The sequence below is a fragment of the Pseudomonas baetica genome (genome assembly GCF_019733355.1).
GTDB classification, from domain to species: Bacteria; Pseudomonadota; Gammaproteobacteria; order Pseudomonadales; family Pseudomonadaceae; genus Aquipseudomonas; species Aquipseudomonas baetica_A.
Map to the genome: position 1 here is coordinate 125,116 of NZ_JAIHLQ010000008.1, position 13,641 is coordinate 138,756.

The 13,641-nt window shown below is 58.1% G+C and carries 13 protein-coding genes and 1 other RNA gene; 5 read left to right on the plus strand and 9 right to left on the minus strand.

Annotation, left to right across the window (positions count from 1 at the left end; translation table 11 throughout):
• Positions 1–44: 44 nt before the first annotated feature.
• The 7 genes from ssrA to K5E40_RS10145 form a co-directional block, all read right to left on the minus strand.
• Positions 45–437: a transfer-messenger RNA gene (ssrA, locus tag K5E40_RS10115) on the minus strand.
• A 96-nt stretch (positions 438–533) separates the two neighbouring features.
• Positions 534–812, minus strand: coding sequence for a hypothetical protein (locus K5E40_RS10120; protein WP_221730590.1), 279 nt, complete (start codon positions 810–812; stop codon positions 534–536).
• Between the two features lie 211 nt (positions 813–1,023).
• Entirely contained in the window at positions 1,024–3,834 is a 2,811-nt protein-coding gene (locus K5E40_RS10125) for an FAD-binding and (Fe-S)-binding domain-containing protein (RefSeq protein ID WP_221730591.1), read from the minus strand.
• Positions 3,831–4,502, minus strand: a complete 672-nt coding sequence (locus tag K5E40_RS10130) for a lactate utilization protein (RefSeq protein ID WP_221730592.1) — start codon at positions 4,500–4,502, stop codon at positions 3,831–3,833. Before K5E40_RS10130 ends, K5E40_RS10125 begins: the two co-directional genes overlap by 4 nt.
• Positions 4,502–5,956, minus strand: a complete 1,455-nt coding sequence (locus K5E40_RS10135; protein WP_221730593.1) for a LutB/LldF family L-lactate oxidation iron-sulfur protein — start codon at positions 5,954–5,956, stop codon at positions 4,502–4,504. Before K5E40_RS10135 ends, K5E40_RS10130 begins: the two co-directional genes overlap by 1 nt.
• A complete protein-coding gene (locus tag K5E40_RS10140) occupies positions 5,953–6,777 on the minus strand; it encodes a (Fe-S)-binding protein (protein ID WP_221730594.1) in 825 nt (274 codons plus the stop codon). Before K5E40_RS10140 ends, K5E40_RS10135 begins: the two co-directional genes overlap by 4 nt.
• 161 nt (positions 6,778–6,938) lie before the next feature.
• Positions 6,939–8,633 carry a lactate permease LctP family transporter gene (locus K5E40_RS10145; protein ID WP_221730595.1) on the minus strand — a complete coding sequence of 565 codons (1,695 nt, stop codon included), beginning with the start codon at positions 8,631–8,633 and terminating at the stop codon, positions 6,939–6,941.
• A gap of 262 nt (positions 8,634–8,895) precedes the next feature.
• Between K5E40_RS10145 and K5E40_RS10150 the strand changes: the two genes are divergently transcribed.
• A complete protein-coding gene (locus K5E40_RS10150; RefSeq protein WP_007915207.1) occupies positions 8,896–9,663 on the plus strand; it encodes an FCD domain-containing protein in 768 nt (255 codons plus the stop codon).
• Between the two features lie 105 nt (positions 9,664–9,768).
• Here the strand turns inward: K5E40_RS10150 and smpB are convergent, their stop codons facing one another.
• Positions 9,769–10,251 carry an SsrA-binding protein SmpB gene (gene smpB, locus K5E40_RS10155; protein ID WP_007915208.1) on the minus strand — a complete coding sequence of 161 codons (483 nt, stop codon included), beginning with the start codon at positions 10,249–10,251 and terminating at the stop codon, positions 9,769–9,771.
• Between the two features lie 119 nt (positions 10,252–10,370).
• On the opposite strand from smpB, the gene K5E40_RS10160 reads away from it, so the two are divergent.
• Genes K5E40_RS10160 through K5E40_RS10170 form a run of 3 tightly spaced genes read left to right on the plus strand, consistent with a single transcriptional unit; the run spans position 10,371 to position 12,523 of the window.
• Positions 10,371–11,774: a sodium-dependent transporter gene (locus tag K5E40_RS10160; RefSeq protein ID WP_221730596.1), complete on the plus strand. Its 1,404-nt coding sequence runs from the start codon at positions 10,371–10,373 to the stop codon at positions 11,772–11,774.
• Positions 11,775–11,781: 7 nt separating this feature from the next.
• Complete coding sequence (locus tag K5E40_RS10165) at positions 11,782–12,216, plus strand: type II toxin-antitoxin system RatA family toxin (RefSeq protein WP_016986510.1); 435 nt, start codon at positions 11,782–11,784, stop codon at positions 12,214–12,216.
• A complete protein-coding gene (locus tag K5E40_RS10170) occupies positions 12,209–12,523 on the plus strand; it encodes an RnfH family protein (RefSeq protein WP_221730597.1) in 315 nt (104 codons plus the stop codon). The genes K5E40_RS10165 and K5E40_RS10170 overlap by 8 nt, the downstream gene beginning before the upstream one ends.
• Positions 12,524–12,584: 61 nt before the next feature.
• On the opposite strand, the gene K5E40_RS10175 is transcribed toward K5E40_RS10170, so the two are convergent.
• Positions 12,585–13,112 carry an outer membrane protein assembly factor BamE gene (locus K5E40_RS10175; protein ID WP_221730598.1) on the minus strand — a complete coding sequence of 176 codons (528 nt, stop codon included), beginning with the start codon at positions 13,110–13,112 and terminating at the stop codon, positions 12,585–12,587.
• A 97-nt stretch (positions 13,113–13,209) separates the two neighbouring features.
• On the opposite strand from K5E40_RS10175, the gene fur reads away from it, so the two are divergent.
• The gene (gene fur, locus K5E40_RS10180; protein ID WP_221730599.1) at positions 13,210–13,614 is read left to right on the plus strand and encodes a ferric iron uptake transcriptional regulator; all 405 of its coding nucleotides are present in this window, start codon (positions 13,210–13,212) and stop codon (positions 13,612–13,614) included.
• Positions 13,615–13,641 lie beyond the last annotated feature (27 nt).

A 13,641-nucleotide genomic window follows, 5' to 3' on the forward strand; every position in this document is an offset into this window, starting at 1 on the left:
GGCACTTGCGGTAAACGCTAAGTGCCTGATTTGTATAGCTTGTTTGGTGGAGCCGGGGGGATTTGAACCCCCGTCCGCCAGTACTCCGCTGTCGGTACTACATGCGTAGCCGTGTCTATTAAGTTAACCCTCAGCGACCCGACGGGCAGGGTGCTTTGGGCGAGTTGTGTAAGTTTTAGCCGCTTCGTCCACAACGTACTGCACGGCGATTCTGTTCTATATGACAATCATTTTGGGTTTACAGACATCCCCTGATGATTGCTGGACCCGAAGGTACCAGAAGGGAAGGCTAAGGCTGCTTACGCAGCGAGAGCGTATTCCCCGTAGGTTTCGTCATTGGCAACTATAAGAAGTTGCAACAGTGGATTTACGAGTTCTGTTACCAACTCGGCATGCACCTAAAGTTTCGCAACCGGCGTCGAATCCTAAACGGCCCCGAACTCATTGCTCTGTACATCTTGATGAGCAACAAGCCTGCGCAGTGTACGCCAAACGACAGGGGAAGGCCAACCCGAAGGTTGGCCACGCTGTCATTAGTTGGCGGGTTCGTTGGCCAGATTGTCTACGCGTTGCAGCGCTTGCGTGGCCGAGGCGATGCATTTCTTGTCATCACCCGCTTTTTGCGCCATCTCCGCGTCGCCCTGCATGCGCTTGATGTCCATGGTGGTGTTTTCCGACGTGGCCGGGAGGGACGTGACCTTGTCTTTGAGTTCTTGCAGTTTTGAGGTGCACAGATCGTTGTCCGCAGCAAACACGGGGGAGGCCAGCAGTGCGGCGGAAATAAACAAACCAGCAAAAGCAGTGCGTTTCATGGGTATCTCCTTGAACAGTTGGTCTCGGTGCTGCCGGACGATCTGGCGGCTCTGCCGAGGTCGGAACAAGCCACGTTCGTTTAGGGCTTGATTAATCGACTGCGGCTGCGCAGAGGAATTCGTTTTTTTTTACGTTCGGTATGAAAAAGCCGAAACACCTCTCTGCTCGCCTTGAAAAGGGGCGAAATAGCCCCTTTTCAATGCAAATGAATCAGGCAGATTTGGCTTGGGTGACTCGATCGACCAGATAAACCAAGCCGTGATAGTCGATCCCGCCATGCTGCGTCAGGCCGATTTCGCACGTGCGGCTGGTGGAAATCCCTTCACTGCAATGCTGCACTGCGTCCTTGAGTGTGCGTAGCGAGTGGCTGTTCAGTTCCGGTGTGGTGAAGCCCTTGTCGCCGGCAAACCCACAGCAATGAATACCCTCCGGAATCACCACGGTATTGCTGCACTTGCGCGCCAGATCGATCAGCGCCTGGCTTTCGCCCAGATGCTGAGTGCTGCACGTCACATGCACTGCAATCGGTGCGTCCTGAGGCGTGAAGTCCAGCCGATCAAGCAGGTGCGTGCGGATGAAACGCACCGGGTCGTACAGATCCAGACGCAAATCGGCGACGTCCTGCACCAGTCGCAACGTACACGGACTGGTATCGCAATAGATCGGATCAAGCCCGCCGCGACTGGCGTGGAGCAAGGCGCTGATGAGTTCTTGCCGCTTGTGTTCGGCCTGCTCCGCATAGCCCTTTGAAGCGAAGGGCTGACCGCAGCAGAGGTTGTCCTGATTGTCCGGGAAGACGACCTGGTAACCGGCCTTTTCCAGCAAACCACGGGTTTTGTCGTACAGCGACGTCTGCTCTTTATCGCCCGCCGCCGGGCCCATGACCCGTGACACACACGCCGCCAGATACACCACGCGAGGGCGTTCGTCCGACACGCTCGGGCTGAAGCGAATGGCTTTCTCTGGTTGCGGCATCGCGCTCGTCCACAGAGGCACTTGGCCCTTGGATAGACGCGTCAGCGTTGCCGAAAGCTTGGTCAGACGCGGCGCACCGAGCAGCATCCGCGCGCCGTTGGCTACGTGCAGGGTGAAGCGTGCCCCTTGCAGGGTCTTGGCGAAATTTCCTTCGATCCAGTCAGCGGTTTTCTGATGCGTTGCGTGTCGACCACGAAGCTTTTTCACCAGTTCGCCGGTGTTGATACCTACAGGGCATCGTTGCGCACACAAACCCGTCGCGGCGCAGGTCTCGATGCCTTGGTATTCGTAGGCTTCTTCCAGTTCGGTGGTGTCGATGCCGGCACGTTTTTTCGCCTGAATGTCGCGCCAGATCACGATGCGCTGGCGCGGGCTGAGGGTCAGGCCTTTCGACGGGCAGACCGGTTCGCAGAAGCCGCACTCAATGCACTTATCCACAATCTCGTCGGCCGCCGGCAGCGGTTTCAGATGTTTGAGGTGGATCTGCGGGTCTTCGCTGAGCACCACATCCGGGTTGAGGATGCCGTTGGGGTCGAGCAGGCGTTTGAGCTGCCACATCAGTTGATAGGCATCGCTGCCCCATTCCAGCTCAACGAACGGCGCCATGTTGCGCCCGGTGCCGTGTTCGGCCTTGAGTGAGCCGCCGAACTCCACGGCCACCAATTGCGCGACGTCGTCCATGAACGCTTGGTAGCGTGCGACTTCTTCCGCGCTGTTGAAGCCTTGGGTGAAAACGAAGTGCAGATTGCCTTCCAGTGCGTGTCCGAAAAGGATCGCTTCGTCGTAGGCATGTTTGTCTAACAGTTCGATCAAGCGGTTCACACCGATTGCCAGTTGCTCGACCGGGAAGGTCACGTCTTCGATGATCACCGTGGTACCGGTTTTGCGCACGGCGCCGACGGCGGGGAAGGTGTCTTTGCGGATTGCCCAGAGGCGGGCGTTCTCGACCGGGTCTTCAGTGAAATCGACCTGTTTCTCCACCGGGAAACCACTGAGTGACGCCATGATCTGCGCCAGTTGTTCCTGCAGTAATGAGGAAGAAGCCGCGCGGGATTCGATCAATAACGCACAGGCATTGTTCGACAGTTGCTGTACGAAAGCAGGCATGCCCGGTTTGCTCTGCACCGAACGCAGGCTGCGCCGATCCAGCAGTTCCACCGCCGACACCGGTTGGCTTTTCAGTACGGTGACCGCGTTGCAGCAGGTTTCCACATCCGGGAACACGATCAGCGCCGAGGCCTTGTTCGGGTGATCGATAACGGTGTCGTAAGTCACCGCGCTGATGAAGCCGAGAGTGCCTTCAGAACCGACCAGCAAGTGGCTCAAGATATCCACAGGCTCATCGAAGTCCACCAAGGCGTTGAGCGACAGGCCAGTGGTATTTTTCAGACGATATTTGTGGCGGATTCTCGCGGCCAGTTCGGCATTGGCGCGAGTCTCGCGACCGAGCGTCGCCAAACGTTCGAGCAGATCGCCGTGGCTCGCGCGAAACGCCGCCACACTGTTGGCATCTTCAGTATCAAGGCGCGTGCCGTCGGCCAGAACCAGGCGCAGGCCGGCCAGCGTGTGATAGGTGTTTTGCGCGGTGCCGCAGCACATGCCGCTGGCATTGTTGGCCACGATGCCGCCAATTTTGCAGGCATTGATCGAGGCAGGGTCTGGGCCGATCTTGCGTCCGAATGGCGCCAGCCAGGCGTTGGCCTGGGCACCGATCACGCCCGGTTGCAGGCGGATTTGCGTGCCCTGGCCACGAATTTCGCGAGCGTTCCAGTTATCCCCAAGCACGATCAAAACCGAATCGCTGATCGCCTGTCCCGACAGGCTGGTGCCGGCGGCGCGGAACGTGACCGGGACACGGTCGCGTTGGGCCAGTTTCAGCAGGGTCACCACTTCGTCTTCGGACTCGACGCGGATCACCAGTTTGGGGATCAGCCGATAGAAACTCGCGTCGGTGCCAAAAGCCAGGGTTGATAGCGGATCGTCAAAGCGTCGATCAGCCGGAATCAGTTGCTGCGCATCGCGCAGGAAAGCCGCCGGTAGACTCATCGGTCCTCCAGAATCAATACCACCAGGTCTTTCGGGCCGTGGGCGCCATACGCCAGCACTTGTTCGATGTCAGCGGTTTTCGATGGGCCGGACACCAGCAGCGCGTTGGTCGGCATGCCCTGAGCCCATTCGAACTCCTGCTGCACCTGATAGAAGTTGTCGCGGATTTCGCTGGCCTTGAGCAGAGCGAAATGCACCGGCGGCACCAAGCTCATCAGGCGCGGTTCTTCGCGGGTCGGCCAGAGAATCAGGCTGCCTGTTGCAGCAATGGCACCGAGGGTGCCGGTGAGGCTGGCCGGGGTATCGTTGAACAACTCGGCTTTCCATTCTTCCATCGGGCGGTTGTAGGATTTCAGCGTTGGCAGATCAGGATTGTTCGCCCAGTGCTGTGTGACCCGTTGCCCGTGCGCTGTCGTCGGTGCGATCAACAGGCTGGGCAATTGACGGTCGTGCAGCAATTGCTGGAGCAGTGCCGGCCACTCTGCGTCTGAGGTCAGGTGGATTTCGGTGTGCACCGCTTCCATCAGCTTGCGCAGTTGCGGGATGCGTTGTTCGGCGCTGTACGTGTAAGGCTGGGTCACCAGATCGACATCGAAGTCGTCGGCAATCGGCGTGGCGCCGGTCAGACTTTTGCGCAGTTTGCCGAGGATATTTTGCTTGGCACTCATCAGCGATCTCCCTGTTTGGCCAAATGCTCGCGGGCCATGTCATGCAATGAGCGGGCGGCGGGTTTCGGTGCACTGTGGTTCTGCGTCCATGGGCCGACATTGCTAGGCGTCAGGGCGCGCAGGCGCGTGGCGAAGAAACCGAATAACCGATACAGGGTCGGCGAGCTGTTGAGTTTCGCCCAGGCGTTCCAGATGAAACGCTCCTTGCGCGAGTACTTGCTGCCCTGACCGCGCATCACTTGATGAGGGCTGTCGGGGGCTTTGACGTTCTCTTCGCGTAGGCGACGCAGCAATGCCGGGATAGGAATTTTTACCGGGCACACTTCACCGCACGCGCCGCACAGCGACGATGCGCTCGGGTGATCTGGAACCTTCGCCAGACCGACCATGTGCGGGGTGATGATTTTGCCGATTGGCCCCGGATACACCTCGCCATAGGTGTGACCGCCGACCCGGGTGTAGACCGGGCAATGGTTCATGCACGCGCCGCAGCGGATGCAGTTCAACGTCTGGCGCAATTCGCTGTCGGCAAAGGCCTGGCTGCGACCGTTGTCGAGCAGCACCAGATGCACGTCCTGCGGGCCGTCGAGTTCATGCTCCTTGCGTGGGCCGGAGATCATGTTGACGTAAGTGGTGATTGGAATGCCCAGCGCCGAGCGGGTCAGCAGCGACAGCAGCGGGACCACGTCACGCAGGTTTTCCACGACTTTTTCGATGCCGGTGACGGCGATATGGACGGGGGGCACGGTGGTGGTCATGCGCCCGTTGCCTTCGTTTTCCACCAGCAGCAAGGTGCCGGTTTCGGCCACGGCGAAGTTGACGCCGGAGACGCCGATGTCCGCTTCGAAGAATTTCTGCCGCAGGACTCTGCGACCGATCTGAATGAGTTGGTCAACGTCCTTGGTGTATTCCACGCCAAGTTTGTCGTGGAACAAGGACGCGACCTGACCGGCATTCTTGTGGATCGCCGGCATAATGATGTGTGAAGGCTTCTCGTGGTCGAGCTGGACGATGTATTCCCCCATATCGGACTCCAGACATTCAATGTCTTGAGCCTCGAGGAAATGGTTCATCTCCATCTCTTCGCTGACCATCGATTTGCCCTTGATCACTTGCCGCGCCTCGTGAGCGCGGATGATCGATAAGACGATGCCGTTGGCTTCGTCCACCGTTTCCGCCCAGTGCACTGTCACACCGTTGCGGGTCAGGTTTTGTTCCAGTTGCTCGAGCAGGTCGGGCAACTTGGAGAGCGCGCGGGCTCTGATCGAGTTGCCCAGAGCACGCAAGTGTTCTCTTTCGTGGGCATCGCTGAAAGCCGCTGCCCGTTTGGTCATCAGTGAATCCATCGCCGTACGGAAGTTGTTCCGTAGCTGCGGATCACCCAAGGCGTTGTGCGCCCGGGTGCGGAAATCTTCTTCTACGGTGACCGTAGGAATAATCGTCGAGGTACTCATTGCGCACCCCCGGTTCGTTGCCAGAGGAAACTCGCCAGGTGTTGGCCGCGCAGCGCTTCTTTCTGTTTTTCCAGCGAACCGTTGATGTTCATCAAACAGCCGCAGTCCGCACTCAACACCTTGTGTGCGCCGGATTCCTTCAACGCTCGGGTCTTGTCGGCCACCATCGCGCCGGAAATGTCTGGCATACGGACGCTGAATGTCCCACCGAAGCCACAGCATTCGCTTTCGTGGTCGTGATTGACCCGCTCCACGTTGCTCAACTGCGCCAACAACTCTCGGCCATGCAGGTGAGTGTTCATCTCGCGGCGCGCTGAGCACGAGGTGTGCAGCGCGACTTTCACCGGTGCGCCGCTGTCCTTGAGCTGCACCTTGCAGACGAACAGCAGAAACTCCGCTAACTCATAGGTACGGGCCGCGAGGGCCTGAACCTGTTTGAGTGTGTCCGGCTCGTCCTTGAACAAGTCGGCGTAATGTTCTCGCAGCATGCCGGCGCAGGAGCCCGACGGCACGACCACCGGATAATCCCCGGCAAACAGCGCCAGTTGTGAGCGCGCCACCGTCCGTGCCTGCTCGGTGTAACCCGAGGTGTAGGCCGGTTGTCCGCAGCAGCTCTGCCCTGGCGGGTACTCGACCCGGATCCCTTCGCGTTCCAGCAAGTGGATCGCGTCCATCCCGGCTTCCGGGTAGAAGAGGTCGACTACACACGTCCCGAACAGGTAGACCTGCGAGGGTTTCTCGCTGGGGTATTGCCGAGGTTCGGGCAGTGGCGGTGCAACGCGGGTCGCGTTTGGCACCGCGTTGTAAAAAAGCTCGCTCATCAGGCGTGTCTCCGGGTGATCCCGGTTATCCGTCCGCTGAGGCTGCTGAATATAGAACGCGTTGCTTTCAGCAGCCTTACAGACCGGGTTGTGAATTGCTGACGTCGGAATCACGAACCGGCGTCGGTTATTTCCATGTCGCTTGTAGGCTTCTGCCGGTTTTAGTGCACCAGCATGCCAGTGAACCAGTAGGCCTGAGCCAAAGTGATCAGGCCGACAATCGTTGCAAAGAATAGGCTGTGCTTGAGGGTGAAGCGGAACAGATCCGACTCCTTGCCCACCAGGCCTGTCGCGGCGCAGGCCACGGCGATCGATTGTGGCGAGATCATTTTGCCGGTCACGCCGCCGCTGGTGTTTGCGGCGACCAGCAACACATCGCTGACACCGATCTGGTGGGCGGTGGTCGCCTGCAACGAGCTGAACAGGGCGTTGGACGAGGTATCGGAGCCGGTGAGGAACACGCCAAGCCAGCCGAGGAACGGCGAGAAGAACGGGAATGCAGCGCCGGTCGCGGCCAATACCAGCGCCATGGTGGAAGACATGCCGGAGTAATTGGTGACGAAGGCGAACGCCAACACCATGCCGATCGACAGAATGGGCCAGCGCAGCTCGAACAGTGTCTCTTTAAAAGTGGTAAGACCAGTTTTAAAGTTGATCTTCAGTACCAGCATCGAGATCAGTGCGGAAAAGAAGATCGCCGTGCCGGTCGCGGAAATCGGGTCGAGTTTGAACACCGCTGGAATTGCGGTTGGCACGGCCACGATCGGTGCGGTCTTGATCACCAGTTGGTCAAGGTGCGGGATCGCGAAGTTGAACACCCACGCATACATCGAGCCGCCGGCAGCGAACATGGCCTTGAATGGCTTGAGGGTCCAGATGGTCACCAGCACCGTGAGGATCAGGAACGGCGACCAGGCTTTGAAAATTTCCCCGAGGCTGTAAGGCGAAGCCACGGTGGTGCGTTTCTGGCCGAAACCGCCGACGCTGGCGGTGATGGCCGCGCTCGACGTGGCGCCGGCGATTTGCGCGTCTGCGCTGCGTTTCGGCTGCCAGACCTTCAGGAACAGGGTCAGGGAAATCAGGCTGACCAGGGCCGACGTGATGTCCGGCAGTTCCGGGCCAATGAAGTTGGAGGTGAAGTATTGGGTGACGGCGAAGCTCAAGCCCGCAACCAGCGCAGCTGGCCAGGTCTCACGGACGCCGCGCAGGCCATCCATCATGAACACCAGCCAGAACGGTACAAATAACGACAGCAGTGGCAGTTGGCGACCGGCCATGGCGCCGATCTTGAATGCGTCGATCCCCGTCACCTGGCCGGCCACGATGATCGGAATCCCCAGTGCGCCGAACGCTACGGGGGCGGTGTTGGCGATCAGGCACAAACCTGCGGCGTACAACGGGTTGAAACCCAGTCCAACGAGGAGGGCGGCGGTAATCGCCACCGGCGCGCCGAAACCGGCAGCACCTTCGAGGAATGCACCGAAGCAGAAACCGATCAGCAGCACCTGCAAGCGCTGGTCGTCAGTGATCGACAGCACCGAGCTGCGAATAACCTCGAACTGACCACTTTTGACGGTCAGTTTGTAGAGGAATACCGCGGCGACAATGATCCAGGCAATCGGCCATAGACCGTAGGCGAAGCCATACCCGGCAGCGGCGAAGGCCATGTCGACCGGCATCTGGAACGCGAAGATCGCCACGGCAATCGACAGCGCGAGCGTGATGCTGCCGGCTATATGACCTTTGAGACGGAACACCGCCAAGGCGAGGAAAAAGAAAACGATGGGAATGACGGCCGCGAGTGCGGACACGCCGAGACTGCCGAGCGGGCTGTAGAGCTGTTGCCAGGTTTGCATATGGGGTGGCCCCTAATTGTTGTTGGTCAGGCACTGTCAGCGTTCTTGGATAATTGGTAAGACCAATTTACAATCGCTGTTGGCTAGGGTAAAAGCCTTCATGTCGGTGTGTCAATTTGTCGCCCTGAAACTTTTGTCGAATAAGCGGTGCAGATCGCATCTGATCCGGTTCGGGCTAGTGTCGTCTGATAGGTGTCGGCAGGGCGCCGATAGGCCAGAATAGAGAGCCCGGCGAGCGGTCGGGATCGTGGAGAAATGAGTTATGGGGTTTGATCAGATACGTCAGCGCCGTTTGTCTGACGATATTGTCGAGCGACTTGAGGGGATGATCCTCGAGGGCACGCTGAAGTCCGGTGAACGGCTTCCGGCGGAGCGCACGCTGGCCGAACAATTTGGCGTATCACGCCCGTCGCTGCGCGAGGCGATTCAGAAACTGGCGGCCAAAGGTCTGCTGGTCAGTCGCCAGGGCGGCGGCAACTATGTGGTTGAGAGTCTGGGTTCAACGTTCAGCGATCCACTGCTGCAATTGCTTGAAAGCAATCCTGAGGCGCAACGCGATCTGCTGGAATTTCGCCACACTCTGGAGGCATCGTGTGCCTATTACGCTGCGTTGCGTGCTACCGATGTTGATCGCGAGCGGCTGACAGCAGCGTTCGAAGAGTTGCAGGACTGCTATTCGCGACACGACGAAGTCAGTCGTGCAGAGGAGGGGGCTGCGGACGCGAAGTTTCACCTGGCGATTGCCGAGGCCAGTCACAACGCCGTGTTGCTGCACACCATTCGCGGGCTGTTCGATTTGCTTAAGCGCAACGTCGTGACCAACATTGGCGGCATGTACAAGCAGCGCACGGAAACCCGTGACATGCTGATCACTCAGCATCGGGAATTGTATCTGGCGATTATTGAAGGGCGCGCAGAGCAGGCGCGGGAAGTTTCCAGTCGACACATTCTGTATGTACAGGAAGTGCTGGAAGAGGTGCGGCAAGAGGTTCAGCGCATGGCCAGAGCGGAGCGGCGCAAGGGGATGTAGCTTTTTTAAAGGCAAAAAATCTCAGCCGGCTGCGGTTCCTGCGTGTGGGAGATGTATTTCCCTGTAGGAACTGCCGCCGGCTGCGATCTTTTCAGACAGAAAGACTCAGTCTTCCTTGCCCTTGTTGCGCACGGCACGCTGCAACTCACGACCTGCATCGCGTTCACGCTCGGTGTCACGCTTGTCGTATTCCTTCTTGCCCTTACCCAGAGCGATCTCACACTTGACCATGTGTTTGCTCCAGTACCAGGACAGGCATACGCAGGCGTAACCCTTTTGCTGCACAGCGGCGGCGAGTTTTTCAAGCTCGCGGCGGTTGAGCAGCAATTTGCGAGTGCGCACCGGGTCAGCGATGACGTGGGTGCTGGCGGTCATCAGAGGCGTGATGTGACTGCCGAGCAGCCACGCTTCGCCATCCTTGAGCAGCACGTAACTGTCGACCAGTTGCAGCTTGCTTGCCCGTAGACTTTTTACTTCCCAGCCGGCCAGGACCAGACCAGCCTCGAACTTATGCTCGATGAAGTAATCGTGTCGCGCTTTTTTGTTCTGCGCGATGGTCCCTGTTGGGTGTTTCTTCTGTTTAGCCATAGGGGCGGCATTATATGGAGATAAATGGCCGTCGGCTACGGTGATGCTGCGTGCTTGAGCAGGTTGAGTGAATGCCGGACAATGCGGCCTCTTTTTCTAACGCTTGGGCGTGATAAACGATGTCGACAGACAAGGTTTCTGTCCACGGCAGTTGGGCTAGCCGCTGGGTATTCATACTCGCCGCGACCGGTTCGGCCGTGGGACTGGGTAGTATCTGGAAATTCCCCTATATGGTCGGGATGTACGGCGGCGGCGCTTTTGTATTGATGTTTCTGGCGTGCATCGCACTGATCGGCATCCCTGTCATGCTCGCTGAAACCCTGATAGGCCGGCGCGCCCGGCAAAGTCCGGCAAATGCCCTGAAGGTGCTGGCGCTGGAGGCTGGGCACTCGCCCAAGTGGTCGTGGGGTGCGTTTGCCGGGATGATCACGGCATTGCTGATTCTGTCTTTCTATAGCGTTGTGGGTGGCTGGTCGCTGGATTACATCATCGACATGGGGCGCGGCGACTTCCAGGGCGCTACGGCTGATCAGGTCGGCGCCTACTTTGGCAATGTCATTGCCGATCCTTGGCGCCTGACACTTTGGCACACGATTTTTATGCTGCTGTCGGCGCTGGTCATCGCCAAGGGTGTGGTTGCAGGGCTTGAGCGCAGCCTGCGGATCATGATGCCGCTGCTGTTCGTGATGATTCTGGTGCTGCTGGGTTACAGCATGACCACTGGGCACTTCATGGAAGGCGTGCATTTCATGTTCGACTTTCACCCGGAAAAAGTCCTCGACGGTTTGCTGCCCGCCATGGGTCACGCGTTCTTCTCTTTGAGCGTGGGCGTTGGCTCGATCATGATCTACGGCGCCTACATGCCCAAGAGTGCGTCATTGTCCGGCACGGTTGTCGGCGTTGCATTGCTCGACACGTTTGTTTCGCTGGTGGCCGGTCTTGCCTTGTTTCCTATTGTGTTCGCCGGCGGGCTGAACCCTAGCGAGGGGCCTGGCCTGATGTTCGTCAGTCTGCCATTTGCTTTTGGTAACGTGGCTTTTGGTCAGTTGATGGGCGTTGTGTTCTTTGTTCTGGTGGCGGTTGCGGCTTGGAGTTCGGCAATTTCGTTGCTCGAACCCATGGTTGCCTACTTGGTGGAGCGCACGAAAGTCAGGCGCGCCTGGGTGACATTCTGGCTGGCATTCACCTGCTGGTTCGTCGGTTTGGGCACGGTGTTCTCCTTCAATATCTGGAAGGAAGCCAAATTTTTCGTGAACGAAGGCGGGATGTTCCATCTCTACCAATGGGGCGCGCAGAGTGGCCTTGATTTCTTCGGTGTGATCGATTTCTTCACCTCGCGGATCATGTTGCCGTTGGGTGGGTTGTGTTTCGTGCTATTTGCCGGATGGGTGATGGGGCGTGAAGCAGTGCGTGACGAGTTGTCGATTCGTAACCCGGCGCTGTTTGCCCTGTCTTTGTTCTTGATGCGCTATGTGGCGCCCATCGGCATTCTTGTAGTGTTTGCCACCCAGCTCTGGAAGTGACGCTTACATGACGACACATATTCAACGATCGGCGCTGCTGCCGTACCCGGCGCAATTTCTCTACGACCTGGTCAACGACGTGGCGCGTTATCCGGAGTTTTTGCCGTGGTGCTCGTCCGCTGAAGTACTGGAAAGCTCGCCCGAGCATATGCGTGCCAGTGTTGGCGTGGCCAAGGGAGGCCTCAGTCAGCATTTCGTGACGCGCAACACGCTGGTACCTGGGCAATCGATCGAGATGAATCTCGAAGAGGGCCCTTTCAATCAGTTGCACGGCGTTTGGGTGTTCAAGGTGTTGAACGAGAAGGCCTGCAAGATCAGTTTGGATCTGTCCTTCGACTACGCAGGGCCGCTCGTACGCGCCACGCTGGGGCCGCTGTTCAATCAGGCTGCGAATACTCTGGTGGACGCGTTCTGCCAGCGTGCCAAGCAGATGCATGGTTGAAGCGGTGATCGAGATAGAGGTCGTGTATGCGGCCGTTGATCGTCAGGTGCTGCGTACGGTCAGCTTGGTTGAGGGGGCGACCGTGCGATCGGCGGTGTTTGCCTCGGGTATCAATATCGAGTTTCCTGAGTTGAATCTGTCTGAGTGTCCGTTGGGGATTTTTGGCAAAGTGGTTTCCGATCCGGATACAAGGCTTGTTCAGACGGGGGATCGCATTGAGATTTACCGACCGCTGCTCGCCGACCCAAAAGAGGTTCGGCGTTTGCGCGCGGCTAAAGCAGCCGAAGCCAAAGCTCGAAATCAGTGAGTAAGCCAATCTGCAAGCAATAAAAAACCCGGAATTTCCGGGTTTTTTATTGGCTCGCCAATTATTGCGGCGAGGTGTCCAGCGGCTCTGGTGTCGGAACCGGAACGGTTTCTACACCATCAACTTCCTTCTGGATCTGATCCAGCATGGAACCTGGCTTGACCGGTTTTTCCGGTTTTGGCTTCTCGGCGTTTTCAGCAGGAGCGGTCACGGTGGTGTCACTGTCCTTGCCGAGAATGGCTTCGTCACGGCTTACGCCCGGCATGAAGTCACCAGACAGGCTGACAAGCTGGTCGTTTGAGTTAAAAATAACGCTGATGCGTTCCTGTTGGCGTTCACCGCCACCCGGTTGCAGGCTGTACAGATAATCCCAGCGATTGGCATGGAACGTATCGGCAAGCAGGGGGTTGCCCATGATAAACCGTACTTGCGGCCGGGTCATTCCCGGGCGTAACTGGTCTATCATGTCCTGCGTGACGACATTGCCCTGCTGGATGTCGATTTTGTAAACCCCGGGGAATGAACAACCGGCGAGTGCGAGCAGTCCCACAAAGGTGAAACTGGTTAGCAAGAGCTTGGTGTTTTGCATCGGTGGGCGACTTCCACTATCTTGGCTGGGACAACGTAAACGCCGATCATACCCGCATTAAGAGAAGCTGCGAAGCAGCATCGCGAGAAAGCTAACCATGGTTGAAAATAGCGAACTACGCAAAGCCGGCCTGAAAGTGACCCTGCCACGGGTCAAGATCCTGCAAATGCTCGACTCTACCGAGCAGCGTCACATGAGTGCCGAGGACGTCTACAAGGCGTTGATGGAGGCTGGCGAGGACGTCGGTCTGGCCACGGTTTACCGTGTCCTGACCCAGTTTGAAGCGGCTGGTCTCGTGGTCCGTCACAACTTCGACGGTGGCCACGCGGTATTCGAATTGGCCGATGGTGGGCACCACGACCATATGGTTGACGTTGAAACCGGTGAAGTCGTCGAGTTCATCAGCGTTGAAATCGAAAAACTCCAGAATGCAATTGCCGAGGAGCACGGTGTCGAGTTGGTGGATCACAACCTGGTGCTGTACGTACGCAAGAAAAAGTAAGCATGTCGCGCGAATTTCAGGTTCGCG